General features: G+C 73.5%; 27 protein-coding genes. 19 read left to right on the top strand and 8 right to left on the bottom strand.

Annotation, left to right across the window (positions count from 1 at the left end):
- Positions 1–38: 38 nt before the first annotated feature.
- The 3 genes from G7Z13_RS16390 to G7Z13_RS16380 all read right to left on the bottom strand — a co-directional run bounded on the left by G7Z13_RS16390 (position 39) and on the right by G7Z13_RS16380 (position 3,266).
- The gene (locus tag G7Z13_RS16390) at positions 39–1,457 is read right to left on the bottom strand and encodes a HAMP domain-containing sensor histidine kinase (RefSeq protein ID WP_166000087.1); all 1,419 of its coding nucleotides are present in this window, start codon (positions 1,455–1,457) and stop codon (positions 39–41) included.
- Positions 1,454–2,191, bottom strand: a complete 738-nt coding sequence (locus tag G7Z13_RS16385) for a response regulator transcription factor (RefSeq protein WP_166000085.1) — start codon at positions 2,189–2,191, stop codon at positions 1,454–1,456. Before G7Z13_RS16385 ends, G7Z13_RS16390 begins: the two co-directional genes overlap by 4 nt.
- Positions 2,192–2,279: 88 nt before the next feature.
- Entirely contained in the window at positions 2,280–3,266 is a 987-nt protein-coding gene (locus G7Z13_RS16380) for a trypsin-like peptidase domain-containing protein (RefSeq protein WP_277347402.1), read from the bottom strand.
- A 200-nt stretch (positions 3,267–3,466) separates the two neighbouring features.
- On the opposite strand from G7Z13_RS16380, the gene G7Z13_RS16375 reads away from it, so the two are divergent.
- The gene (locus G7Z13_RS16375) at positions 3,467–4,666 is read left to right on the top strand and encodes an FAD-dependent oxidoreductase (RefSeq protein ID WP_166000081.1); all 1,200 of its coding nucleotides are present in this window, start codon (positions 3,467–3,469) and stop codon (positions 4,664–4,666) included.
- A gap of 10 nt (positions 4,667–4,676) precedes the next feature.
- Positions 4,677–5,630, top strand: a complete 954-nt coding sequence (locus tag G7Z13_RS16370; RefSeq protein ID WP_166000079.1) for a sigma-70 family RNA polymerase sigma factor — start codon at positions 4,677–4,679, stop codon at positions 5,628–5,630.
- Positions 5,631–5,668: 38 nt separating this feature from the next.
- Here G7Z13_RS16370 and G7Z13_RS16365 read toward each other — a convergent pair whose 3' ends face one another.
- The gene (locus tag G7Z13_RS16365; RefSeq protein ID WP_166000078.1) at positions 5,669–6,691 is read right to left on the bottom strand and encodes a LacI family DNA-binding transcriptional regulator; all 1,023 of its coding nucleotides are present in this window, start codon (positions 6,689–6,691) and stop codon (positions 5,669–5,671) included.
- Between the two features lie 98 nt (positions 6,692–6,789).
- Positions 6,790–7,578, bottom strand: coding sequence for a response regulator transcription factor (locus G7Z13_RS16360; RefSeq protein WP_166000076.1), 789 nt, complete (start codon positions 7,576–7,578; stop codon positions 6,790–6,792).
- A gap of 275 nt (positions 7,579–7,853) precedes the next feature.
- Between G7Z13_RS16360 and G7Z13_RS16355 the strand changes: the two genes are divergently transcribed.
- From G7Z13_RS16355 to G7Z13_RS16320, 8 genes are all read left to right on the top strand, one after another.
- Positions 7,854–8,750, top strand: coding sequence for an alpha/beta fold hydrolase (locus G7Z13_RS16355; RefSeq protein ID WP_166000074.1), 897 nt, complete (start codon positions 7,854–7,856; stop codon positions 8,748–8,750).
- Positions 8,751–8,788: 38 nt separating this feature from the next.
- The gene (locus G7Z13_RS16350; protein ID WP_166000072.1) at positions 8,789–9,043 is read left to right on the top strand and encodes a MoaD/ThiS family protein; all 255 of its coding nucleotides are present in this window, start codon (positions 8,789–8,791) and stop codon (positions 9,041–9,043) included.
- Between the two features lie 7 nt (positions 9,044–9,050).
- Positions 9,051–10,220, top strand: a complete 1,170-nt coding sequence (locus G7Z13_RS16345) for a hypothetical protein (protein ID WP_166000070.1) — start codon at positions 9,051–9,053, stop codon at positions 10,218–10,220.
- Between the two features lie 120 nt (positions 10,221–10,340).
- Positions 10,341–11,072 (top strand): DUF2993 domain-containing protein, encoded by a 732-nt coding sequence (locus G7Z13_RS16340; RefSeq protein WP_166000068.1) that lies wholly within the window; start codon positions 10,341–10,343, stop codon positions 11,070–11,072.
- 523 nt (positions 11,073–11,595) lie between these two features.
- Positions 11,596–12,435 (top strand): sulfurtransferase, encoded by an 840-nt coding sequence (locus G7Z13_RS16335; protein ID WP_166000066.1) that lies wholly within the window; start codon positions 11,596–11,598, stop codon positions 12,433–12,435.
- Between the two features lie 66 nt (positions 12,436–12,501).
- Positions 12,502–12,792, top strand: coding sequence for a DUF1416 domain-containing protein (locus tag G7Z13_RS16330; RefSeq protein ID WP_043502058.1), 291 nt, complete (start codon positions 12,502–12,504; stop codon positions 12,790–12,792).
- 92 nt (positions 12,793–12,884) lie between these two features.
- Positions 12,885–13,145: a DUF3099 domain-containing protein gene (locus G7Z13_RS16325; protein WP_166000064.1), complete on the top strand. Its 261-nt coding sequence runs from the start codon at positions 12,885–12,887 to the stop codon at positions 13,143–13,145.
- A gap of 37 nt (positions 13,146–13,182) precedes the next feature.
- Complete coding sequence (locus tag G7Z13_RS16320) at positions 13,183–13,569, top strand: VOC family protein (RefSeq protein ID WP_166000062.1); 387 nt, start codon at positions 13,183–13,185, stop codon at positions 13,567–13,569.
- On the opposite strand, the gene G7Z13_RS16315 is transcribed toward G7Z13_RS16320, so the two are convergent.
- Positions 13,563–13,925 carry a DsrE family protein gene (locus tag G7Z13_RS16315; RefSeq protein ID WP_166000060.1) on the bottom strand — a complete coding sequence of 121 codons (363 nt, stop codon included), beginning with the start codon at positions 13,923–13,925 and terminating at the stop codon, positions 13,563–13,565. The two genes, G7Z13_RS16320 and G7Z13_RS16315, sit on opposite strands and share 7 nt — an antisense overlap.
- Before the next feature lie 374 nt (positions 13,926–14,299).
- Between G7Z13_RS16315 and G7Z13_RS16310 the strand changes: the two genes are divergently transcribed.
- The 3 genes from G7Z13_RS16310 to G7Z13_RS16300 are packed head-to-tail and all read left to right on the top strand — an operon-like array spanning position 14,300 to position 16,305.
- On the top strand, positions 14,300–14,875 hold the full coding sequence (locus G7Z13_RS16310; RefSeq protein WP_166000058.1) for an FABP family protein: 576 nt from the start codon (positions 14,300–14,302) through the stop codon (positions 14,873–14,875).
- 16 nt (positions 14,876–14,891) lie between these two features.
- Positions 14,892–15,329 carry a Fur family transcriptional regulator gene (locus G7Z13_RS16305; RefSeq protein ID WP_166000056.1) on the top strand — a complete coding sequence of 146 codons (438 nt, stop codon included), beginning with the start codon at positions 14,892–14,894 and terminating at the stop codon, positions 15,327–15,329.
- A 10-nt stretch (positions 15,330–15,339) separates the two neighbouring features.
- The gene (locus G7Z13_RS16300) at positions 15,340–16,305 is read left to right on the top strand and encodes a folate-binding protein YgfZ (RefSeq protein ID WP_166000054.1); all 966 of its coding nucleotides are present in this window, start codon (positions 15,340–15,342) and stop codon (positions 16,303–16,305) included.
- A gap of 52 nt (positions 16,306–16,357) precedes the next feature.
- Here G7Z13_RS16300 and dtd read toward each other — a convergent pair whose 3' ends face one another.
- Positions 16,358–16,783, bottom strand: a complete 426-nt coding sequence (dtd, locus tag G7Z13_RS16295; RefSeq protein WP_166000052.1) for a D-aminoacyl-tRNA deacylase — start codon at positions 16,781–16,783, stop codon at positions 16,358–16,360.
- Between the two features lie 136 nt (positions 16,784–16,919).
- Here dtd and G7Z13_RS16290 point away from each other — a divergent pair, with 136 nt between their 5' ends.
- The 4 genes from G7Z13_RS16290 (at position 16,920) to G7Z13_RS16275 (ending at position 20,967) form a co-directional block, all read left to right on the top strand.
- Positions 16,920–17,531 carry an aerial mycelium formation protein gene (locus tag G7Z13_RS16290; protein ID WP_166000050.1) on the top strand — a complete coding sequence of 204 codons (612 nt, stop codon included), beginning with the start codon at positions 16,920–16,922 and terminating at the stop codon, positions 17,529–17,531.
- A gap of 262 nt (positions 17,532–17,793) precedes the next feature.
- Positions 17,794–19,050 (top strand): GNAT family N-acetyltransferase, encoded by a 1,257-nt coding sequence (locus G7Z13_RS16285; protein WP_166000048.1) that lies wholly within the window; start codon positions 17,794–17,796, stop codon positions 19,048–19,050.
- Between the two features lie 277 nt (positions 19,051–19,327).
- The gene (locus tag G7Z13_RS16280; protein ID WP_166000046.1) at positions 19,328–20,191 is read left to right on the top strand and encodes a winged helix-turn-helix domain-containing protein; all 864 of its coding nucleotides are present in this window, start codon (positions 19,328–19,330) and stop codon (positions 20,189–20,191) included.
- Positions 20,188–20,967, top strand: coding sequence for an HAD family hydrolase (locus G7Z13_RS16275; protein WP_240926236.1), 780 nt, complete (start codon positions 20,188–20,190; stop codon positions 20,965–20,967). The genes G7Z13_RS16280 and G7Z13_RS16275 overlap by 4 nt, the downstream gene beginning before the upstream one ends.
- On the opposite strand, the gene G7Z13_RS16270 is transcribed toward G7Z13_RS16275, so the two are convergent.
- Positions 20,929–21,897, bottom strand: coding sequence for a zinc-binding dehydrogenase (locus G7Z13_RS16270; protein WP_166000042.1), 969 nt, complete (start codon positions 21,895–21,897; stop codon positions 20,929–20,931). The genes G7Z13_RS16275 and G7Z13_RS16270 overlap by 39 nt on opposite strands.
- A gap of 133 nt (positions 21,898–22,030) precedes the next feature.
- Here G7Z13_RS16270 and G7Z13_RS16265 point away from each other — a divergent pair, with 133 nt between their 5' ends.
- Both G7Z13_RS16265 and G7Z13_RS16260 read left to right on the top strand, forming a co-directional pair.
- Complete coding sequence (locus G7Z13_RS16265; protein WP_166000040.1) at positions 22,031–22,645, top strand: TetR family transcriptional regulator; 615 nt, start codon at positions 22,031–22,033, stop codon at positions 22,643–22,645.
- Positions 22,646–22,743: 98 nt separating this feature from the next.
- A complete protein-coding gene (locus G7Z13_RS16260; RefSeq protein ID WP_166000038.1) occupies positions 22,744–24,852 on the top strand; it encodes an AAA family ATPase in 2,109 nt (702 codons plus the stop codon).
- Positions 24,853–24,861 lie beyond the last annotated feature (9 nt).

Genomic DNA, 24,861 nt, shown 5'->3' with positions numbered 1-24,861 from the left:
GCTCGATGAACAGCTTTTCTGGCAGGTTCACGAACCTCCTACGGAGCCTCCGGCGGAGGAGTAGCCGCCCCCGGCAAGCGGATCGTCACCACCGTGCCCCCGCCCTCCGCAGGAGTCAGCGTCACCTCGCCGCCCGCCTGCTGCACCGTGCGGGCCACGATCGACAGGCCGAGGCCCGAGCCGGGGAGGGCGCGGGCGCCCGGGCTGCGCCAGAAGCGGTCGAAGACGTAGGGGAGTTCGTTTTCCGGGATGCCCGGACCGTGGTCCCGGACCGTGAGGACACCGCCGTCCAGGCGTACGTCGACCGTGCCGCCCGCCGGACTGAACTTCACCGCGTTGTCCAGCACGTTGACCACCGCCCGCTCCAGCGCCGCCGGCTCCGCGCGGACGTACCAGGGCCGGACGTCCGCGGTGATCGTCAGCTCGGGTCCGCGCAGCCGGGCGCGGCGCAGGGCCGATTCGACCGCGTCGTGGAAGGGGATGACGGGCGCCAGACCGCCGTGCTGGGCGGTGTCCGGGCGGGACAGCTCCTGGAGGTCGCCGATCAGCGCGGCCAGCTCCGTCATCTGGGCCTTCACCGAGGCCAGCAGGGCCGTGCGGTCGGCCTCCGGCAGGGGGCGGCCGGTCTCCTCGCTGCGGGTGAGGAGTTCGATGTTGGTGCGCAGCGAGGTGAGCGGCGTGCGCAGCTCGTGGCCCGCGTCCGCGATGAGCTGCTGCTGGAGGTCGCGGGAGCTGGCCAGCGCGGAGGTCATCGAGTTGAAGGAGCGGGACAGGCGGGCGATCTCGTCCTCGCTGTCGTCCTCGACGGGGATGCGGATGGTCAGGTCCTCGGTGCGGGCGACGTGCTCGACGGCCTCCGTCAGCTTGTCGACGGGACGGAGTCCGGCCCGGGCCACGGCGAGTCCGGCCGCGCCGGCGCCGACGACCCCGATGCCGGAGACGGCGAGCAGCAGCAGCGCCAGCTCGTTGAGGGTGCCCTCGGTGTCCTCCAGGGGGAGGGCGACGACCAGGGCGATCCCGCCGCCGAGCGGGCGCGTCATGGTGCGGACGGCCTTGCCGTCGGAGTCCTTCCCGTCGCGGAAGGAGGGGGTGTCGCCGGGGTTCCGCGCGGCGATGCGGGCGTCGGCCGCGGTCACCCGCACCGCGCCCGCGGAGGTGTCGAAGACGCAGTACGTCCCGTCCGCGCTGACCAGTTCCGCGTAGACCTGGGTGGGCGGGCCGAAGGCGCGGGCGTCGCCGGGGGTCTGGCGGCAGTCGGCCAGGGTGTCCCGGATGGCGTCCAGCGTGACCCGGACGTTGTCGAGCTTGTCGTCAATCTCGGCGTACAGCTTTCCGCGCACCACGAACCAGCAGCTGACCGAGACCGCCGCCACCGCGAACGCCACCGCCGCCGCCACCAGCAGCGCGAGCCGGGAGCGCAGGGGCAGCGCGCGCAGCCGCCGTACCGCCTTGCTCACTCGGTGCCGCCCTGCCGCAGGACGTAGCCGACGCCCCGGACGGTGTGCACGAGCCGCGGCTCGCCGCCCGCCTCGGTCTTGCGGCGCAGGTACATCACGTACACGTCCAGCGAGTTCGACGACGGCTCGAAGTCGAAGCCCCACACCGCCTTCAGGATCTGCTCGCGGGTGAGGACCTGCCTGGGGTGCGCCATGAACATCTCCAGCAGGGTGAACTCGGTGCGGGTCAGCCCCACCGGCCGCCCGCCGCGCGTCACCTCGCGGGTCGCGAGGTCCATCCGCAGGTCGGCGAAGGTCAGCACCTCGCCGGCCTCGGCGCCGGCGCCGGCCGTCGCCGCCGCGTAGGAGCTGCGGCGCAGCAGCGCGCGGATACGGGCGAACAGCTCGTCCAGCTCGAAGGGCTTGACCAGGTAGTCGTCGGCGCCCGCGTCGAGGCCGGTGACGCGGTCGCCGACGGTGTCGCGGGCGGTCAGCATGAGGATCGGGGTGGTGTCGCCCGCGCCGCGGATGCGCCGGGCCGCGGTCAGGCCGTCCATGCGCGGCATCTGGATGTCGAGGACGACGAGGTCGGGCCGGTACGCGGTCGCCTTCTCCAGGGCGTCCGCGCCGTCGACCGCGACCTCGGTGTCGTATCCCTCGAAGGCCAGGCTGCGCTGGAGCGCTTCGCGCACCGCGGGCTCGTCGTCGACGATGAGGATGCGCTGGGGGTCACGGTCGCCTTCGGCGGGGCTCATGGCGTGGGTTCCTCGGGGGTGGTCGGCAAGCGGGCGGCTGACGTTCTCAGCGTCGCACGACTCGCCGGTCGGTCTGGGCCGGTCGCTCTCAGTCGGTCGCGCCCGCCCGCAGCTTCGCCAGGTCGGCCTTCACGGTGTTGATGGGGATGGCGAAGCCGAGGCCGACGCTGCCCGCGTCGGACGAGGAGGAACCGCTCGCCGAGTACATCGCGGAGTTGATGCCGATGATGTTGCCGTTCATGTCGATCAGCGCGCCGCCGGAGTTGCCCGGGTTGAGGGACGCGTCGGTCTGGATGGCCTTGTACGTCGTCGTGGACGAGCCGGTGTCGCCGTTGAACTCCTGCCCGCCGAACTCGAACGGCCAGCCGCCGTCCGGCTGCCGCTGCTGCTGACCCTCACCGGTGGAGACGGTGACGTCCCGGTTCAGGGCGGAGACGATGCCGCTGGTCACCGTGCCGGTCAGACCCTCGGGCGAGCCGATCGCCACCACCTGGTCACCGACCCGCACCCCGTCGGAGTCGCCGAGCGTCGCCGCTTTGAGCCCGGAGGCGTTCTCCAGCTCGATCAGCGCGAGGTCCTTGCCGCTGTCGGTGCCGACGACGCGGGCGGTGTACTGCGTGCCGTCGCTGGTCGTCACCGTGATCCGGGAGGCGCCGGAGACGACGTGGTTGTTGGTGACGATCTCGCCGTCGGACGTGATGATCACGCCGGAGCCGGTGGAGGACCCCGCGTTCGAGGTGGCGTCGATCTCGACGATGCTCGGGCTGACCGCCTTCGCGACCCCGGCGACCGTGCCCTTCTGGCTCGACGGCACCACGGTGGTGCTGGTGGAGCTGGACGCGACGGCCGCGGAACCGCCGGTCAGCTCCTGGATGCCGTACGCCGTGCCGCCGCCGACGGCCGCGGCGACGATCGCGACGGCGGTGAGCAGGGCCACGGGCCCCCGCCGCCTGGCGCGCCGCCGGGACACGGGCTCCGCCAGGAGCGCGGTCGGTTGCTGCGGTTGCTGCGGCTGCTGCTGTGGCTGGTACGCCGGAGGGGGCGGCCACTCGGGGTTCACGTTGCTGTCGGTCATGTCCATGAGCTTGTCGCCCGACCATGAGAGCTTCCTGAGGGCCGCCTGAGAAGCCCGGCAGAACGTCGTATGCCCGATGTGAGGACCGGGCTCGGTACGCCCAGGCCAACCTGTGGCGCACATCACATGCGGTTCCTGTCAGCAATCGGCTCGCCGTCCCGCTCAACCCACGACAGCATCCGAACCGACAGGAGCCGCACATGAAGCATCGCATCGTCGTCCTCGGCGCCGGATATGCCGGGGCCTACGCGGCCGGGAACCTGGCCCGCCGGCTGTCCCCGGCGGACACCGAGATCACCGTGGTCAACGCCGAGCCGGACTTCGTCCAGCGGCTGCGGCTGCACCAGCTCGCGGCCGGCCGGCGGATCCGGGCGCCGAAGCTCGCCGACGTCTTCGCCGGCACCGGGATCCGGCTGCGCGTGGCCCGGGTCACCGCCGTCGACCCCGAGCGCCGCACCGTCGCCGTGGCGGACACGGGCGGCGGCGGCGAACTCGGCTACGACACGCTCGTCTACGCGCTCGGCAGCCGTGTCGCCGACCACGGTGTGCCCGGCGTGGCCGAGCACGCCTTCGACGTCGCCGGCCGGCCCTCGGCGCTGCGCCTGCGCGATCGCCTGGACGCCCTGGAAGGGCGGGGCGGCGGCACCGTCCTGGTCGTCGGCGACGGGCTGACCGGCATCGAGACCGCCACCGAGATCGCCGAGTCCCGGCCCGGCCTGCGGGTGACGCTGATCGCCCGCGGCGAGCCGGCCGCCCGGCTCTCCGCCGGGGCCCGCGGCCACCTGCGCCGGGCCTGTGACCGGCTGGGCATCACCGTCCTGGAGCACACCTCCGTCGAAGCCGTCGAGGCGACGCGGGTGCTGTGCGCCGACGGCACCGTCCTGGCCTCCGACGCGACCGTGTGGACGGCCGGGTTCGCCGTCGACTCCATCGCCGCCCAGAGCGGTCTGGAGGTCACCGAGGAGGGCCGGATCGTCGTCGATCGCAGCATGCGCTCGGTCTCCCACCCGGACGTCCACGCCATCGGCGACAGCGTCCACGCCATCGGCGACAACGGCCGGCCGCTGCCGATGTCCTGCGCGTCGGCCGGCGACACCGCCCGGCAGGCCACCGAGGCGATCGTGGGGCGCCTGACCGGCGGCAGGACCGCGGACGTCAGACTGACCTACGTGGGCAATCACATCAGCCTCGGGCGGCGGGACGGGATCCTGCAGCTGGTCGACGGCGAAGGGCGGGCCAAGCCGGCGTACCTGGGCGGCCGGAAGGCGGCGCGGATCAAGGCGGGCATCCTCGCGACCGCGCTGTGGGCGGTCTCGCACCCCACCTTCGGCATGCCCAGGCGCCGGCGCCGGCTGACCGCCGTCCCGGCGGCACCGGCCGCGATGCGCCCGGCCGCCTAGGACCGGCCACGTGGACGGCATCGCCACCGATCGCTTCGACACCAGCCGGTTCGAGGCCAGCCGGAACCGGCTGGCCTCACTGGCGTACCGCCTGCTGGGCTCCGCCGCCGACGCCGAGGACGCCGTGCAGGACGCGTTCCTGCACTGGCAGGCGGCCGACCGGCAGCGGATCAGGGTGCCGGAGGCCTGGCTGACCAAGGTCGTCACCCATCTCTGTCTCGACCGGCTCCGCTCGGCACAGGCCCGCCGCGAACGCGCCGTCGGTGCCTGGCTGCCCGAACCGCTTCTCGACGGCGACCCGATGCTCGGCCCGGCCGACACGTTCGAGCAGCGCGAATCGGTCTCGCTGGCCGTGCTGACGCTCATGGAACGCCTGTCACCCGTCGAGCGGGCCGTCTACCTCCTGCGCGAGGCGTTCTCCCACAGCCACGCCGAGATCGCCGAGATCCTCGACATCACCGAGTCCGCGAGCCAGCAGCACCTGCACCGGGCCCGGCGCCGCCTCACCGCCGGCCGCCGCCGCAGCGGTGCACCGGACCCGGAATCGGCCCGCCGGATCGTCGAGGAATTCCTCGCCGCGGCCTCCTCGGGCCGTACCGACCGGCTCGTGGCGCTGCTCACCGACGACGCGACCGCGATCTCCGACGGCGCGGGCCGGGCCGAGCGGCTGCTGCGGTTCGACACCCCGCAGCGCATCGCCACGGTCGTCCGGGCCGGCTTCCGGCCCACGCCCGCGAAGCGGCGCCTGGCCGGTGGCACCCCCGCCGTCCACTACGCGCCCGTCAACGGGGCCCCCGCCGTCCTCTTCGTGCTGGGCGACCGGGTCATCGGCGCCGTCACGTTCGACCTCGCCGACGGGCGGATCGCCACCGTGCGCGGTATCGCCGCGCCCGCCCGCCTGGTCCGCCTCGGCGAGGCGTGGCGGCGGCACGAGCCGGACACGCCGCTCATCGCCCAGTGGTGACCACGCCGTGAGAGGAGCGCCGCCCGGACCCGCGGAGGTCACTCACAGCCGCACGACCGCCGCACCACCAGCCGCGACGGGAACACCTTCAGCCGTTCCCGCCGTGAGCCCGCCACCCGCAGCCCGTCGTCGAGGACGAGGTCCACCGCGGCGCGCGCCATCGCGGACCGGTCCGAGGCGACCGTGGTCAGCGGCGGGTCGGCGAGCGCGGCCTCCTTGATGTCGTCGAAGCCGGCCACGGCCAGCTCGCCGGGGACGTCGATGCGCAGTTCGCGGGCCGCGCGGAGCAGGCCGATCGCCTGGTCGTCGGTGGAGCAGAAGATCGCGGGCGGGCGGTCCGGGCCGGCGAGGATCTCCAGGGCCACCCGGTAGGCGTCGTAACGGTTGTACGGCGCTTCGAACAGCCGTCCCTCGGTCGGGACGCCCGCCTCCTCCATGGCGCGCCGCCAGCCCTCGACGTGGTCGGAGACCGGGTCGCCGACCGCCGGGGTCTCGGCGGTGCCGCCCATGCAGGCGACGTACTCGTAGCCGTGCTCCAGCAGGTGGCGTACGGCGAGCTGGGCGCCGCCCAGGTCGTCGGTGACCACGGCGACGTCGTCGATGGACTCGGGGCGCTCGTGCAGCAGCACGATCCGGGCGTCCCACGCCTCGATCTCGGCGGCGGCCAGGTCGTTCAGCGCGTGCGAGACGAGGATCAGGCCGGAGACCCGCATCCCGAGGAAGGCGCGCAGGTAGTGGACCTCGCGCTCGCCGACGTAGTCGGTGTTGCCGACCAGGACCATCTTCCCGCGCTCCGACGCGGCCTGTTCGACCGCGTGCGCCATCTCCCCGAAGAAGGGCTGGCGGGCGTCCGGGATGATCAGGCCTATGAGGTCGGTGCGGCGGGAGGCCATCGCCTGGGCGACCCGGTCCGGCCGGTAACCCAGTTCCTTGATCGCCGCGAGGACACGCTCGCGCGTGGCCGGGGCGACCGGCCGGGGTCCGTTGTTGATGACATAGCTGACGACGGCGGTCGAAGTCCCCGCCAGCCGCGCCACATCATCCCGAGTCACCTTGGCCACGCGCGGAGTCTACGCGGAGAGACCGGCTCTGGGCAGGGCGTCTTGCGTCTTGGCCGTGCCCGCCCGCAGTACCGGTCCGCCGCGTCCGGTATGCCCGGTCAGGCGTCGGCCGGGACCTCGGTGACGGAAGAGGCGGTCACGCTGTCCGGCTTGCCCGCCCTGTCCACCTTCGCCCGGTCGGCCTTGGCCTTGGCCTCCTCGGCGGCGCGCTCCACCTTCTCCGGGGTGACGAACCGGTAGCCGACGTTGCGGACGGTGCCGATCAGCGACTCGTGCTCGGGGCCGAGCTTGGCCCGCAGCCGCCGTACGTGGACGTCGACCGTGCGGGTGCCGCCGAAGTAGTCGTAGCCCCAGACCTCCTGGAGCAGCTGGGCACGGGTGAAGACCCGGCCCGGGTGCTGGGCGAGGTACTTCAGCAGCTCGAACTCCTTGAAGGTCAGGTCGAGGACCCGGCCCTTGAGCTTGGCGCTGTACGTCGCCTCGTCCACCGACAGGTCGCCGTTGCGGATCTCCATCGGGGAGTCGTCGTTGACGATCTGCTGGCGGCCCATGGCGAGCCGCAGCCGGGCCTCGACCTCGGCCGGGCCGGCGGTGTCGAGCAGCACGTCGTCGATGCCCCAGTCGGCGGTGACGGCGGCCAGGCCGCCCTCGGTGACGACGAGGACCAGCGGACAGCCGGGGCCGGTGGAGCGCAGCAGCTGGCAGAGGCTGCGGACCTGCGGGAGGTCGCGGCGGCCGTCGATGAGGATGACGTCGGCACCCGGGGTGTCGACGAGGGCCGGGCCTTCCGCCGGGGCCACCCGCACGTTGTGCAGGAGCAGGCCGAGCGCGGGGAGCACCTCCGCCGACGGCTGGAGGGCATTGGTGAGAAGCAGCAGAGAGCTCATCGCGCCCCACCTGCCTGGGTCGTCGTCATACGTTCGTGCACGGTTCGCTCGCCCATAACGTCTGGTTCCTCCTCGGTCCCTTCGAGGACGTTTGCGGCACTGCTTCGTACGCGCGGTCCCCGCGCCCCTGGGATCCGCTGCGGCCCCGTGGGGCCACTCATGCGATCGACGGCCCGTACACCTGCGGTTTCCCGCGTCGTATACAACGCTTCCGAAAGCACAAAAGGACCCGGGGGCTACGCTGCCCGAGTCCTCTGCCCAGCAGAATAGCCCACATGAGCTCAGGTCCGGCAGGTCATGTGGCCCGATCCACCCCGCCATCCACCGTTCGTCCGCATCGCGAGACGGCCGGAGGGACCAAGTCCGCACGAAAGCGGACGTTTCTGCACACGGCCGACGGGGTGCGGATCGAAGCCGTGTACGAACCGCCCCGTGCCGTGTACGAACCGCCATGCGAACCGGCGGCGGGCGACGACGACACCGCGCGGCCGCCCGCCGGCCACCTCGTGTTCGTGGTCGCCCACGGCTTCACCGGTGACGTGAACCGCCCGCACGTGCGCCGGGTGGCGCGCGCCCTCGCGCACCACGGCGCCGTCGTCACCTTCTCGTTCCGCGGCCACGGCGCCTCCGGCGGCCGCTCGACCGTCGGCGACCGCGAGATCCTGGACCTGGCCGCCGCCGTGGACTGGGCCCGCGCCCTCGGGCACACGCGCGTGGTGACCGTCGGCTTCTCCATGGGCGGCTCGGTGGTGCTGCGGCACGCGGCGCTGCACCGGGAGCAGGAACTGGCCGCCGTCGTCTCGGTCAGCGCGCCGGCCCGCTGGTACTACCGCGGCACCGCCCCCATGCGCCGCCTGCACTGGCTGGTCACCCGCCCCGCCGGCCGCCTGGTCGGCCGCTACGGCTTCCGTACCCGCATCCACCACCGCGACTGGGACCCGGTGCCGCTCTCCCCGGTGGAGGCGGCCTCGCGGATCGCTCCGACCCCGCTGCTGATCGTCCACGGCGACCGGGACGGCTACTTCCCGCTCGACCACCCGTACATGCTGGCCACCGCCGCGGGCGACCACGCCGCCCTGTGGATCGAGCCGGGCATGGGCCACGCCGAGCACGCGGCCGACGACGCCCTGCTCGCCCGCATGGGTGACTGGGCCACCGGCGTGGCGGGCTAGCCTGGCCGTGTCATGAGTGGACTGACGTGAGGGACGAGATGGCAAAGGTCACGGTGCGCTACTGGGCCGCCGCGAAGGCCGCGGCCGGGGTGGCCGAGGAGGCGTACGAGGCGGCCACGCTCGCCGGCGCGCTCGCCGCGGTGCGGGAGCGCCACCCCGGCGAACTCGCGCGCGTGCTGCGGCGCTGCTCGTTCCTCATCGACGGCGATCCCGTCGGGACCCGTGGACATGAGACGGTACGGCTGACCGACGGCGGCACGGTCGAGGTGCTCCCGCCGTTCGCAGGAGGGTGACCGACCGATGAACGACCAGCAGCGGTACGACGGGCAGCCGTACGACGGGCAGCGGTACGACGGGCACGAGGGCTACCCGGACTACCAGGGCCACCAAGGCCACCCGGGCCACCAGGGCTACGACCAGTACCAGCGGCAGTACGAGCAGCAGCCGCAGTACCAGCAGCCCCAGCAGCAGTATCAGCAGTACCCGGAGCAGTACGCCGCCGCCCCGTACACCCAGCAGTGGGAGGGGCAGACCTGGGACCCCCAGACGCAGCAGACGACGGCGCCGTACGCCCCGCAGCAGTCCTACGCCCCGCAGCAGACGTACGCGATGCCCGGGCAGCCGTACGAGCCCCAGCCCCCCGCGGCGGCGGTGCCCCCACCGGCACCGGCACCCGAACCGGAGCCCGCCCCTCCCGCGGCCCCCTCGGCCCCGCTCACGGCGGCCCAGCGGGCCCGCCTGGAGGGCCGTAGCCCCATCATCGAGCCCGGACTCCAGCCCGCCGCGCTCACCGCGCTGCTCGGCGCGCTGCTGTCCGGCGCCGCCGCTGTCGGCGCGTACGCGCTGCTCGTGCCGCTGGTCGCGCTGCAGGCGGTGACCGCGGCCGGCTGGTTCCGGCTGAACGGCATGTGGCCGGCCCGGCAGGGCATCGTGCTGGCCTTCGCGGGCGCGCTCGCCGCCGACGCGGCACTGCTCGCCACCGGACGAGACCACGGCCCGGCGGTCATCCTCGGCACGCTCGGCGTCTGGGTGCTGCTGTCGCTCGTCCTCCAGCTGCGCTCGCACGCCGACCCGGACGAGCGGCTGTACGGCCTGACGGCCACCGTCGTCTCGGCCGCGCTCGCGGTCCTCGCGACCGGCTACCTGGCGGCCGAGGCCGACGCGGTCACGATCGGCGCGGCGGCCGTCGCGGTCGCCGTCCCGGCCCGCGCGCTGCCGCTGCCGGCCCCGGCCTCCGTCGTCGCCGCGCTGCTCGCCGCCGCCGGCGCGGGCCTCGCGGTGGGCAACCTGACCGGCGCCGGGACCGAGGCCGCGCTGCTCGGCGCGGCGGCGGGCGCCTGCGCCCTCATCGGCCACCGCGTCGCGAGCTACGACTATCCGTCCCGCTTCGTCCACTTCACCGCGGGCGTCGCCCTGCCCCTGACGGCCGCCGCGCCGGTGGTGTGGGTGCTGGGGCGGGCCCTGGGCTGAGCCGCGCCGCCGGGGGGGCGGACGGCGCGGCGCCCTGTCACAGTTGATCCACAATCCCCCGGCGTCCCCGCCCCGCGGGGTTACCGTGGCGGTCGTCGCCGAAGGCCGAAGTGGGGAAACATGCGCGCGCTGCGAATACTTCTGATCGTCGTCGTGGTGCTCGGCGGACTCTTCGTGGCCGCCGACCGCATCGCCGTGCACTTCGCCGAGGGAGAGGCCGCGGACCGGCTGCGGGCCACCGAGAACCTGCCGCGGACCCCGGACGTGTCGATCAACGGCTTCCCCTTCCTCACCCAGGTGGCCGGCGGCGAGCTGGACGACGTCGAGGTCGGCATCCAGGACTACGAGGCCGCCGCGGGCGACGGCGGGAAGATCCGCATCGACGACCTCCAGGCCCACATGAAGGGCGTGCGGTTCTCCGGCGACTACAGCTCCGCCACCGCCGCCTCGGCCACCGGCACGGCGACCATCGCCTACGACGAGCTGATGAAGGCCGCCAAGTCGGAGCCCACGCAGGTGGCCCCCGACATCACCGCCCGCGTGGTGAGCCTCGCCAACGGCGGCAACGGCAAGATCAAGGTGGGTGTGGAGGTCGAGCTGCCGGTCCTCGGCACCCGGCAGCTGTCCGTGCTCAGCACCGTCAGCGTCAAGGGCGACAACGTCGAGGTGCGCACCGACTCCCTGCCGGAGCTGGCCGGGCTCGACCTCGCCGAGAACTCGGTCCGCGAGATCACCGACTTCCAGCAGGCCATCGACGACCTGCCGGGCGGCATCCGGCTGGACAAGGTCGAGGCCGCGGCGGACGGGGTGGAGATCTCCGTGAAGGGTTCGGACGTCCGGCTGGCCGGGTAGGACCGGCGGGGCGGGCGACGGCTCCGGTCGGGTCGGGTCGGGGCGTGCGGACGGGACGGCGCGTGACTGCGGCTGTCCACGGTTGCTCCTGATCTGTTCGCGATCCGCCCGTGGCTGTCCGAGACTGTCCGAGGGGCGAGACGGCCCCGTCCGCGGCGCAGCCGTGAGGCCCGGAGCAGGCGGCCGGGAGCCGTACGACGACGGCCCGGACGCTTTTCTCATCCCGTTATCCGGACGATCGTGTCTCATCATGCGACACGCCGGTGACACGCCCGCCCGTCCGTCCCTACGATCGACCGCATGAAGCGACAGGCGGATCTCACGAAGCGGCGGGCAGTGGACCTGTGCCGCGTTGCCGCCATGCTCTGTCGCACCGTCTGAGCGGCAGCACCCGCCAGCCGCGTTCACCCACACCCGCCCTGCCCAGGGCATCCGTGCGCCGTGCCGCGCCGCACCGCGGCGGCCGTCCGCGCACGCCTCTCACTCGCACGCCCCGCCGCAACTGCCCCGGAGGAGAAAGAGCATGAGCCGCAGCGACGTCCTGGTCGACGCCGACTGGCTCCAGGACAACCTGGACAACCCCGCCATCGCGATCGTCGAGGTGGATGAGGACACGTCGGCCTACGACAAGAACCACATCCGCAACGCCATCAAGATCGACTGGACGCAGGACCTGCAGGACCCGGTCCGCCGCGACTTCATCGACCAGGAGGGCTTCGAGAAGCTCCTGTCGGCGAAGGGCATCGCCAACGACCACACGGTCGTCCTCTACGGCGGCAACAACAACTGGTTCGCGTCCTACGCCTACTGGTACTTCAAGCTCTACGGCCACGAGAACGTCAAGCTCCTCGACGGCGGCCGCAAGAAGTGGGAGCTGGACGCCCGCGAGCTGGTCGAGGAGGTGCCCGAGCGCCCGGCGACCGAGTACAAGGCCAAGCCGCAGAACACCGCCATCCGCGCCTTCCGCGACGACGTCGTCAAGGCCATCGGCAGCCAGAACCTCGTCGACGTCCGCTCGCCCGACGAGTTCTCCGGCAAGCTGCTCGCCCCGGCCCACCTGCCGCAGGAGCAGTCGCAGCGCCCGGGTCACGTCCCGACCGCCCGCAACATCCCGTGGTCGAAGAACGCCAACGACGACGGCACCTTCAAGTCCGACGAAGAGCTGCGCAAGCTCTACGAGGAGGAGAGCATCGACCTCTCCAAGGACACCATCGCCTACTGCCGCATCGGCGAGCGCTCCGCCCTGACCTGGTTCGTCCTGCACGAGCTGCTGGGCGTGGAGAACGTCAAGAACTACGACGGCTCCTGGACCGAGTACGGCTCCCTCGTCGGCGTGCCGATCGAGCTCGGCGCCAACAAGTAATCCCGGCAAGCAGGCAAGAAAGACGACCCGACCGGCCTTCCGGTCAGACCCCTCTTGGAGAAAGACATGTGCGGAGCGAAGGCCGGCGGCCCCGACGCCTCGACCATCAAGCCCGGTGAGACCACCATCCAGGGCCAGGTGACCCGCGACGGCGAGCCGGTGACCGGCTACGTCCGGCTCCTGGACTCGACCGGCGAGTTCACCGCGGAGGTCCCGACCTCCGCCACGGGCCAGTTCCGCTTCTACGCGGCCGAGGGCACCTGGACCGTCCGCGCCCTGGTCCCCGGCGGCACCGCCGACCGCACGGTCGTCGTCGCCGAGAAGGGCGCGCTGGCCGAGGTCGCCATCGCGGTCTGACGGACCCGTACGGCGAGAGGGCCGCACCCCCCGGGTTGGACGCCTGGGGTGCGGCCCTTCTCCGTGCCCGCGCCCCTGCCTACGCTGGACACATGTACGCGCGGCGGCGTCGTCTGTACTTCGCCCTGATGGGCACCTGCCTGGTGCTGTTCGTCCTGGCGTGGGCCGTGGTCCGGCTCGTGTCGACCGAGGCGGCCGTCGGCATGTGCGTGGTCGCCATGCTCATCCCGCCCGTCGCCGCGATCGTCGCCAACCGGCGCGGCCCGGACGACCGCTGGTGGGACGCTCCCTCCGGCGACCCCCGGTCCGACGAGTGGTGGGACGAGCTGGACGGCAGGAAGCGCCCCAGGTGACGGGCGTCGGACCGGCCGGGCGGGGTACCCCCGGCGCATGAGACTCGTTGCGGCGACCCTGGACGCGCCGAGCGCGCGTGAGCTGGCGGACTTCTACCTGCGGCTGCTGCCCGGCTGGCGGGTGTGGAACGGCGAGGAGGAGCCGGACTGGGTGCACATCCGCCCGCCGGACGGCGGCACCGGACTGTCCTTCCAGACCGAGCCCCGGTACGTGCCGCCCGTCTGGCCGAGCGAGCCGGACCGGCAGCAGATGTCCGTCCATCTGGACATCGCCGTGGACGACCTGGAGGGCGAGACGGCCGCCGCCCTCCTCGCGGGCGCCCGGCTCGCCGCGTACCAGCCCCAGCCCGACGTGCGGGTGCTGCTGGACCCGGCGGGACACCCCTTCTGTCTGTACGTGCCGACGGGGGACGACGGTCAGTAGACGAGCGCCTGGGTGTCCTCGGCCAGCGCCTCCTGCACGAAGACCTGCGCGCCCGCGATCCGGACGCCCTCGATGACGTCCTTCTCCGTGATGTCCCGCCGGGCCGCGCACTGGGTGCACAGGGTCAGCCGGCCCGCGGCGAGGATCGAGTCGATCAGGTCGGGGAGCGGGGCCGCGTGCGGCAGCTCGAACTCGGCCGCCCGGCCGGGCAGCGCGAACCAGGCGGACTCGCCCGTCAGCCAGACGGACACGTCCACCCCGCTGGCCACGGCCACGGCCGCCACCGTGAACGCCTGCGAGCAGCGCTCGGGAGCGTCGGCCCCCGCCGTCACCTTGATCACGAGCTTCTTCGCCATGGCCGCATCGTAGTCACCCCCCGCCGAGGCGGAGAGGGACCCGAGGCGCCCGACGTGCCGACGGAGGCGCGGGCGGCACGGCGCCGCGGCGGCCGTACGACCGGACGGTCACCCCGGCAGGTCCGGCTGCTCACCCGGCCCGCGGCCGCCTCCAGGGGGGCACCTCACACCGTGGGCCGGACCCCGGCCGCGTAAGCTGGGGCCTGGCCCCGTGTACGTACGTACCTCACCACGCTCATCCAAGGAGCACGCCGTGGAGCTCTTCTTCGAAATCCTGCTGGTCCTGGTCGCCGTCGGCGTTCTCGCCTTCGCCGGTCTGACCGTGAAGAAGCTGTACCAGGGCCAGCGCTGACCACCCCTAGGAACATCTGCTCATGATCGAGATCCCGTCCGACCTCCACAAGGACCTCGTCCCCCTCGCCTTCCTGCTCGGCAACTGGGTGGGCGCGGGTGTGCACGACTTCCCCGGTTCCGAGAAGTGCAACTTCGGGCAGGAGGTCACCTTCACGCACGACGGCCGGGACTTCCTGGAGTACCACTCGCACACCTGGGTGCTCGACAAGGACGGCAACAAGGTCCGCCCGCTGGAGTCGGAGCACGGCTTCTGGCGGATCGACGCCGACCGCAAGGTCGAGGTGACCATGACCCGCGACGACGGCGTCATCGAGATCTGGTACGGCGAGATGGCCCACCAGAAGCCGCAGATCGACCTGGTCACCGACGCCGTCGCCCGCACCCCCGCCTCCCAGCCCTACAGCGGCGGCAAGCGGCTCTACGGCTACGTCAAGAGCGACCTGATGTGGGTCGGCGAGAAGCAGACCCCCGAGGTCGAGCTGCGCCCCTACATGTCGGCGCACCTGAAGAAGGTCGTCACCCCCGAGGACGTCGAGCGCTGGGCGAAGGCCCTGCCGGACGACCTGCCGGACGACGGGATCGCCTTCTTCAAGTAGTCCTAGACTGGCCGGTGTGGTGAGCACCGACTGGAAGAGCGATCTGCGGCAGCGCGGCTACCGGCTGACCCCGCAGCGGCAACTCGTGCTCGAAGCCGTGGACACCCTGGAGCACGCGACCCCCGACGACATCCTCAGCGAGGTGAGGAAGACGGCGTCGGGGGTCAACATTTCCACGGTCTACCGGACGCTGGAGCTGCTGGAGGAACTGGGGCTGGTCAGCCACGCCCACCTGGGCCACGGGGCGCCGACGTACCACCTGGCCGACCGGCACCACCACATCCACCTGGTGTGCCGGGACTGCTCCGGCGTCATCGAGGCGGATGTGAGCGTGGCCGCCGAGTTCACCGCGAAGCTGCGCGAGCAGTTCGGGTTCGACACGGACATGAAGCACTTCGCGATCTTCGGCCGGTGTGAGGACTGTTCGCTGAAGTCTTCAAGTACCGAGTCGTAGGCTTGGAGTCATGAAGAGCCCCCTGCTGTCCCTGCCCGGCGCCGTCCCCGCCGAGGGCGTGGACGAAGGCGTCGCCGCGCACTACGGCGACCTGTTCCGCGAGCAGCGCGCCCTCGCCGACGGCACCGGTTTCGTCGACCTCTCGCACCGCGGGGTCGTCACGGTCTCCGGCGAGGACCGGCTGAGCTGGCTGCACCTGCTGCTCACCCAGCACGTCAGCGACCTGCCCGCGGGCGAGGCCACCGAGGCGCTGATCCTGTCCGCCAACGGCCACATCGAGCACGCGCTCTACCTGGTCGACGACGGCACGACGGTGTGGGCGCACGTGGAGCCCGGCACCCAGGACGCGCTGATCCGGTACCTGGAGTCGATGAAGTTCTTCTACCGGGTCGACGTCGCCGACCGCACCGCCGACCACGCGGTCGTCCACCTGCCCGCCGGTTCCATCGCCGAGGTCCCGGAGGGCGTCGTCGTACGGCAGACCCCGTTCGGCCGTGATCTGTTCCTGCCGCGCGAGCGGCTGGAGGAGTTCGCGGCGCAGGCCGGCCCGGCGGCCGGGCTGCTCGCCTACGAGGCGCTGCGCGTCGAGCACCACCGGCCCCGCCTCGGCTTCGAGACCGACCACCGGACCATCCCGCACGAGCTGGGCTGGATCGGCACGGCCGTGCACCTGCAGAAGGGCTGCTACCGCGGCCAGGAAACCGTCGCCCGGGTGCAGAACCTGGGCAAGCCGCCGCGCCGGCTGGTCTTCCTGCACCTGGACGGCAGCGAGGTCCACCTGCCGCCGAACGGCACCGAGATCCGGCTCGCGGACGACGGCCCCGACGGCCGGAAGATCGGCTTCGTCACCACCTCCGTACGCCACCACGAGCTGGGCCCGGTCGCCCTCGCGCTGGTGAAGCGGAACGTGCCGGTGGACGCCCGGCTGATGGCCGGGGACACCGCGGCGGCGCAGGAAGTCGTCGTCGCCCCGTAGGCCGTAGGCCCGTGGCCCATGGGGTCCGTCGGGGTCCTCGGGGTCCGTGGGGCTACATTTCCAGCAGGACGGTGAACGGGCCGTCGTTCGTCAGCGACACCCGCATCTGCGCGCCGAACCGGCCCGTCTCCACCGTCGCGCCCAGCGCCCGCAGCTGGGCCACCACCTCGTCGACCAGCGGCTCGGCGACCTCGCCGGGCGCGGCCGCGTTCCAGGTGGGGCGGCGGCCCTTGCGGGCGTCGCCGTAGAGAGTGAACTGGCTGATCACCAGGAGTGGGGCGTCGAGGTCGCTGCACGACTTCTCGTCGTGCAGGATCCGCAGGGTCCACAGCTTGCGGGCCAGCTGCGCCGCCTTCTCCTTGGTGTCGTCGTGGGTGACGCCCACGAGCACGCACAGGCCCTCGCCGATGATCTCCCCGACGGTCCGGCCGTCCACCACGACGCTCGCGCCGTCCACCCTCTGCACCACAGCTCGCATACGACCATCATGCCGTGGCCGCTTTTCGATCCCTAACCCGCCCATCTGGGGCCGTTCGGGGGCACTCGGTCACATAGCGGCCACTTGGGGTGGCACGATGCTTCCCACACACCGGTCGAGGGGACGGTAGAGGCACATGAGCACACCGAGCACGGGTGAGGAAGTGGGGACACGGCGGCCACCCGCGCAGCGCACCGACAGTCCCGGCGGCTTCGAGAGCGCCGTGCGGCCACCGCTGCCGCCGGAGCCGCCCGAGCCCGACCTGACGGCGCTGAGCCTGCCCGAGCTGCGCGCGCTGCGCCGCGCCGCCCAGCGCGACGAGGCGGACCTCAGCTATGTGCGGCGGCTGCTGCAGGGACGGATCGACATCCTGCGGGCGGAGCTGGCGCGGCGCGGGCCGGCGTCCGTGGTGGCGGTGGGCGAGGCGTCGGTGGTGGAGCGGCTGCCGGAGATCCTGACGGACGCCCCGGCGCGGCACCGCTCCTCCGCCCGCCATGTCACGCTGGGCACGCCGCAGAGCGAGGAGTACCGGCGGCTGGCCGCCGAGATGCTGGCCGAGGTCGAGCTGTCCGCGCTGGACGCGCGCACGGACGCGGAGCTGACGGACGGGATCGGGCGGCTCGTCCGCTACGAGCAGCAGGTCTCCCGGCGCCGCCAGCGGCTCCAGCGCACGGCCGACGAGTGCAGCGCGGAGATCGCCCGGCGCTACCGGGACGGGGAGGCACAGGTCGACGACCTCCTGCTGTGAGGCGCGGGCGGGGCCTGGGGGCTCTTGCGCGCCGGTGGGGGCCCGAAGGCTCATAGGTGCCGGCGGTGAGGTGGGTGCGTGAGCCGTCCGGTGGGCTGGGGTGATCGGCCCGGTGGCCGGAGGTCTGTGATCGGCGCGGTGGTCCGGAGGTGTAGTTCCGCTTGGTGGCCCGCGGTTCCGGTCCGCCCGGTGGCCCGCCGCTGTCGTGCGCCGTGTCGAAAACCTCGCGACGGGCCCGGTGCGGGGCGCCTACCGTGACGCCATGAGCGACCGCGACGCACTCGACATACGCACGATCACCGAGGACGAGACGCCGGACTGGCTGCGGGCCCTGTCGGTGGGCTTCCTCCAGGGCCCCGTGGTGTCCGAGGACGTGCTGGCCGCGCGGGCCACCGGCATCGTGCCGGAGCGCACCACCGGGGCCTTCGACGACGGCCGGTGCGTGGCGACGCTGCGCTCGTTCCCGCAGGAGCTGACCGCGGTCGGCGGCGCGCTCGTCGCCGCGAACGCCGTCACCAACGTGACCGTGACCCCGACGCACCGCCGGCGCGGGCTGCTGACCCGGATGATGGGCCGGGACCTGGCGGCGGCGAAGGAGCGCGGGGACGTGGTCGCGACGCTGATCGCCGCCGAGTACCCGATCTACGGCCGGTACGGGTTCGGCCCGGCCACCACGGCCGCCGAGTGGACCGTCGACGTGCCGCGCACCGGCCTCGACCCGCGCTGGGCAGGCCCGGAGGACGGCGGGCGGATCGACCTGGCCGACGCCGCCGAGGTGCGCAAGCTGGGCCCGGAGCTGTACGAGCGGGTGCGGCGGGCGACGCCGGGCGCGGTGGACCGGGGCGCGCGGTGGTGGCGGATCGAGACCGGTGAGCTGCGGGTCCGGCCGGAGCGGAAGGAGCCGTTCTACGCGGTGTACCGCTCGGCGGCCGGGCAGGTCGACGGGATGGTGGCGTACACCGCCGACGACCGGTGGGGCGACGCCAAGCAGCCGCTGAACACCGCCACCGTGAACTGGCTGGTGGCGGACCGTCCGGAGGCGGAGCGGGCGCTGTGGCGGTTCATGTGCTCGATCGACTGGGTCACCACGGTGAAGACGGGTTACCGGGCCCCGGACGACCTGCTGCCGCTGTTCCTGCCGGACCCGCGCGCCGCCCGGATCACCACCCAGGCGGACTGGATGTGGGTGCGCATCCTGGACGTCGTACGGGCGCTGGAGGCGCGGACGTACGCCGGGGCGGGGCGGCTGGTGCTGGAGGTCGCCGACGCGGGCGGGTTCACCGGCGGGCGGTATCTGCTGGAGGCTGCGGAGGACGGCCGGGCGGTGTGCGCGGCGACCTCGCGGGAGGCGGACCTGACGCTGGACGTGTCGGACCTCGGGGCGCTGTGGCTGGGGGACGAGTCGGCGGTGCGGCTGGCGGCCGCGGGGCGGGTGCGCGAGACACGAGCGGGCGCCGCCCGGGTGGCCGACGCCCTGCTGCGCACGTCCAGGCGTCCTTGGTGCCCGGACTCGTTCTGAGCCTCCCTTCGGCCGGCGGCTGTGGGCTTCACGCATCCGTAGCGTGCTCTTCGGTTGTGGTGTCCGCTGTGCCGTGGTGCGGTGGCCGTCGGGCTCCCGGCTCCCCTCCGGAGGGAAGTCCGCCAACCTTCCACAGCTTTCGCCAGGTTGTGGAAGTTGGTGGCCAACTTGACTGTCCTTATCTCCACTTGCAGGCGACTTGTAACCATCTGTTCGGCAACTTCCGCCAGGTGGTGTCGAGTTGTAGCGTTCGGCTGTGACAGAGGAGAACGCGGCAGTGCCTGGCGGCACCCGGACCGCGGCCCGGGAGATCGCCGCCCGCCTGCGCGAACGCATCCGTGACGGCCGGCTCAGGCCGGGTGACCGGCTGCCCACGCAGGCCGAGCTGGCGGGGGAGTTCGGCGTGGAGCGCGGCACCGTGCGCCAGGCGCTGCGCGTCCTCCAGGAGGAAGGGCTGCTCAGCCATGTCACCAAGGGCAGCCCGCCGCGGATCGCCGACCGCGCGGTGCCGCCCGCCGAGACGCCCCAGCCGGCGATGGTGGGCCTCGCCCCCCGGCTCGCCCACGCCTTCACCGCCCCGCACGTCCGCGTCGACGCGGCCTGCCTGACCGCCGAGACGCTGATGCTGGCGCTGGGCGAACCGCTGCGCCTGATCCACGAGGGCCGCGTCCGCCCCGAGTCGGTCGACGTCCGCGTCCTGCTGCCGTCCCGGAACATCAACCTCGCCTTCCCCGTCCCGGTCGAGGACCAGGGCGACGGCGACGACAACCCCGTCCACCAGCGCTGGCTCGCCATGCGCAACGCGCAGGGGCACGTGCTGCGGCACAACCTGCGGATGCTGACCGTCTCGCACGGCATCGACGTGCGCGTGTCGTTCCGCGCCCTGCCGTTCACCCCGCCGGTCAAGCTGTACCTGCTCAACGGCGCGGAGGCGCTGATCGCGTACTACATGGTGGCGCGCCGGGAGGAGACCACCGAGGCCGGTGTCCTCGACATGTACGACGCGCTCGGCACCGAGTCGCTGCTGTTCTCCTTCGACCGGGAGGCCGGGCCGCGCGACGCCTCGTTCGTGGCCGAATCGCAGAAGTGGTTCGACGCCCTCTGGGAAACCATCACCACGGACCTGACACTCTCCTTGTGACTTCTGATACGACGCGGACCGAACCGGTGGCGGGCCCGACCGACCGGCTGCGGCGGCTGGTGAGCCGCGCCGAGGTCGTGCTGTGGGACTTCGACGGACCGATCTGCCGGCTGTTCGCCGGGCACCCGGCGCCCGAGGTGGCCGGGAGGCTGGTGGACTGGCTGGAGACGCGCGGCCTGCGCGGGCTGCTGACCGAGGCGGAACGGCACACCGCCGACCCGCACGCGGTCCTGCGCGCGGTGGACCGGGCCGGGCTCGGCCTGGACGTGGTGGCACAGCTGGAGGAACGGCTGACCCGGGAGGAACTGCGGGCCACCGCCACCGCGATGCCCACCGCGTGGGCCGACCCGCTGATCCGCACCTGGACCGCGCTCGGCGCCCGCCTCGCCGTCGCCTCCAACAACTCCCCGCGCGTCATCGGCGCCTACCTCGCCGGCCGGGGTCTGGCCGACTGCTTCGGACCGCACATCTACGGCCGCGACACCGACGCGCACCGCCTCAAACCGGACCCCTACCACCTCCACCGTGCCCTCAACGCGCTCACCGCGGCCCCCGCCACCGCCCTGCTGATCGGTGACAGCCCCACCGACCACGAGGCCGCCCGCCGCGCCGGCATCCCCTTCCTCGGCTACGCCCGCAACACCCGCAAGGCCCGCCTCCTCGCGGACGCGGGCGCGCGCGACGTCATCGGCTCCCTGGAGCCGCTGCTGCGCCTCCTCCGCGAGAACAAGCCATCCTCACCACCCCGTGCGCAGCAGCACCTTCCCGGTCAGTGACCGCCCCTCGATGAGGGCGTGGGCGCGGGCCGCTTCCCGGAGGGGGACGGTCTCGCCGATGACCGGGGTGAGGCGGCCGGCGGCGGCTTCCGTGCAGGCGAGGGTGCGCAGGCGGCGGACCTCGGCCTCGGGGTACTGGGCGTCGGTGATGCCGTAGAGGGTGATGCCGCGGCGGGCCGCCTCGTCCGGGTCGATGCCGGCGAAAGTGCCGCTCGGGGCGCCGTGGGCGGAGAAGCGGCCGCCGGGCGCGGTCAGGGGGAGCGCGGCGGCGCCGAGGGTGCCGCCGACGCCGTCGAGGACCACGTCGGCGGCCCCGCCCAGGGCGGCGCGGGCGCGCTCGGGCCAGTCGGCGGCGGTGACGTCCACCGTCTCGTGCGCGCCCAGCCGCCGTACCAGCGCCAGTTTCTCCGCGCCGCGGGCCGCCGCGACCACGTGGGCGCCGCGGGCGCGGGCGAGCTGGACGAGGAGGGTGCCCATGCCGCCGGAGGCGCCGAGGATCAGCACCCGGTCGCCGGCCGTGAGGGCGGTCCGCTCCAGCAGGCCCATCGCCGTGACCCCGTCGTGGACCAGGGCCGCCGCCACCGGCAGCGCGAGCCCGTCCGGTACGGGGGTCAGGGCGCCCTCGGGGGCGACGGCAAGCTCGGCGTAGCCGCCGTCGACGAACGCGGCGACCCGGCGCCCGCGCCACTCCTGCGCGACCCCGGACCCCACCTCCCGCACGGTCCCCGCGACCCCGCCGCCGGGCACGTACGGCGGCACCATGCGGAACCACTCGCCGCCCCACCCCGCCCGCAGCTGGGTCTCCAGGAAGATCGTGTCGATCCGGGCGACCTCGATCAGCACCTCGCCCGGTCCGGGGACGGGGTCGGGCACCTCCACCGGTACCAGCACCTCCGGGCCGCCGAACTCCTTCACCTGCGCCGTGAGCACCGCTCACACCTCCGTTTGCCGGGGGATCCTCGTCCGCGTGCGCAGTCTCGGTCCTCAAGCGGACTTGAGGTCAAGGAGCGGCGGCGGGCCGACCGGGCGCCGGGGGCCAGGGGCCGACCGTAGGCTCGGGGCCATGGGAGAGATCGGGCTGCGCGAGCGCAAGCGGCAGCGGATGTACCAGGTGGTGTCGGACCTCGCGATCGGGCTGTTCCTGGAGAAGGGGTTCGACGCGGTGTCGGTCGCCGAGGTCGCCGCCGCGGCGGAAATCTCCAAGCCGACGCTGTTCCGGTACTTCCCGGCCAAGGAGGACCTGGTCCTGCACCGGATCGCCGACCACGAGGGCGAGGCGGCGCGGGTGGTCGCCGGCTCGGACCTCGCCCCGCTGACCGCCCTGCGCCGGCACTTCCTGGCCGCGCTGGACCGCCGCGACCCCGTGACCGGACTGAACGACGAACCGCAGGTCCTGGCCTTCCACACCCTGCTCTACGGCACCCCGGCCCTGGTCGCCCGGCTGCACGGCCTGCTGGAGCGCTCGGAGGCCGCGCTCGCGGACGCCCTCGGCGGCGATCTCGACGCCCGGCTGGCGGCCGGCCAGATCATCGCCGTGCAGCGCATCCTCGCGCAGGAGAACTGGCGGCGGATGGCGGCGGGGGAGCGCGCGGCGGACGTGGGCGGGGCGGCGGTGGCGGCGGCGGAGCGGGCGTACGACCTGCTCGCGGCCGGGCTGCCACACCTCGCCCGGCGGTGACCCCGCTGACCCGCTGACCTGCTGACCAAGTGACTCGGTGACTCGGTGACTGGGTAAATAATTTAACTCGGTCACGTCATTCCATTAGGCTCGTCGGAATGACGTCACCCGACCACGCCCAGGACGCCCTCCAGCACGCACTCCGCCTCGAACGCGCCCACCACGACCGCTGCCGCGCCGCCCTCGCCGCCCTGATCGAGGGCGCCCAGGAGCAGGTCGTCACCGGTGAGGACGTCTCCGCCTCCGGCGCCGACGCCGAAGTCCTCGGCTTCCGGCTGCGCAGCCAGGCCAAGGAGCTGCGCGAACTGCCCGAAGGACCGCTGTTCTTCGGCCGCCTCGACTTCACCCCCGAGGCGGCGCACGGCACCCTGCACATCGGCCGCCTGCGGATCACCGAGCACCCGACCGCCCCGCCCCTCGTCGTCGACTGGCGCGCCCCCGTCTCGCGCGCCTTCTACCAGGCGAGCGCCCGCGACCCGCAGGGCGTCGCGGTCCGCCGCCGCTTCGGCTGGGCACCCGGCAGCCGCGGCGACTCCGCCGACCTGACCGGCCTGGAGGACGAACCCCTGGGAGACGGCGCCGGGGGGCAGGCCGCCGGGGGAGGGGCCGTCGTACGCGGGCACCGGGTGAGCGAGATCGTCGCCCGCGAGATCGAACGCCCCCGCGTCGGTCCGATGCGGGACATCGCCGCGACCATCCAGCCCGAGCAGGACGACCTCGTCCGCGCCGGACTCACCACCTCGGTGTGCGTCCAGGGTGCCCCCGGCACCGGCAAGACCGCCGTCGGCCTGCACCGCGCCGCCTACCTGCTCTACACCCACCCGCAGCGCGTCCGGCGCGGCGGACTGCTGATCCTCGGCCCCAACCGCACCTTCCTGCGCTATATCGCCGAGGTGCTGCCCGCCCTCGGCGAGACCGGCGTACGGCAGTCCACCGTCCTGGACGAGATCGCCCGCCACCCGGTCACCGGGACCGACGACGACCGGGCCGCCGCCGTCAAGCACGACGCCCGGATGGCCGAGGTGCTGCGCCGGGCGCTGTACGCCCGCGTGAACCCCGACGCGTACGCCGACGCCGGCACCGACGCCGCGCCACCCGACGACGCGTCCGCCGGCGGCCTCGCCGTACCGGACGGCTCCTACCGCTGGCGGGTCTCCGCCGACGAACTGCGGGCGGTCGTCGCGGACGTACGCGCCGAGCAGCCGCCGTACGCCGTCGGGCGGGAGCGGGTCCGCGCGCGGGTGGTGGCCGTGCTGCGCGCGCGGGCCGAGCGGCGCGCCGGGCCGCGCACCACCGCCTGGACGCGGCGGATCGAGCGGGCGCGGCCGCTCGGGGCGTGGCTGGACGCCGTCTGGCCGGTGGCACGGCCCGAGGAGGTGCTCGCCGCGCTGCTCACCGACCCCGGCACCCTCGCCCGCGCCGCCGGCGGACTGCTGGACGCCGATGAGCGCAAGGCGCTGCTGTGGCCGCGACCGCCGCGCTCCTGGAAGTCGGCGCGCTGGTCGGCCGCCGACCTGGTCCTGCTCGACGAGATCGCCGGGCTGATCGAGCGCCCCGAGGGGTACGGCCACATCGTGGTCGACGAGGCGCAGGACCTCTCCCCCATGGAGTGCCGCGCCATCGCGCGCCGCTCGGTCCACGGCTCCCTCACCGTCCTCGGCGACCTGGCCCAGGGCACCACCCCGTGGGCCGCCCGCGACTGGTCGGTCCAGCTGCGCCACCTGGGCAAGCCGGAGGCCGTCGTCACCCCGCTGACCACCGGGTTCCGCGTCCCGGCGGCCGTGCTGGGGCTCGCCAACCGGCTGCTGCGGGGCCTGGACGTGGCCGTCCCGGAGCCCCGCTCGCTGCGCCGGGACGGCGAGCTGACGGTCCGCGCGGCCGACGACGTGCCCGGTGCGGTCGTCACGGCCGTACGCGACGCGCTCGGCGGCGAGGGGTCCGTGGGCGTGGTCGCCGCCGACGCGGACGTGCCCCGGCTGCGCGAGGCGCTGGCGGGGGCCGGGATCGAGACGTCGGACGCGGTGGGCGGCCGGGTCGCGGTGGTGCCCGCGTCCCTGGTCAAGGGCCTGGAGTACGACCATGTCGTCGCCGTGGAACCGGCGGCCATCGCGGAGGCGGAGGAGCGCGGGCCGCACCGGCTGTACGTGGTGCTGACCCGCGCGGTGTCCGCGCTGACGGTGGTGCACGGCCGCCCGCTGCCGTTCTGACCAGACATC

This window comes from Streptomyces sp. JB150, assembly GCF_011193355.1.
Classification (GTDB): Bacteria; Actinomycetota; Actinomycetes; order Streptomycetales; family Streptomycetaceae; genus Streptomyces.
Note: the sequence above shows the minus strand (reverse complement) of the source record. Positions and strands in the feature narration are given on the sequence as shown.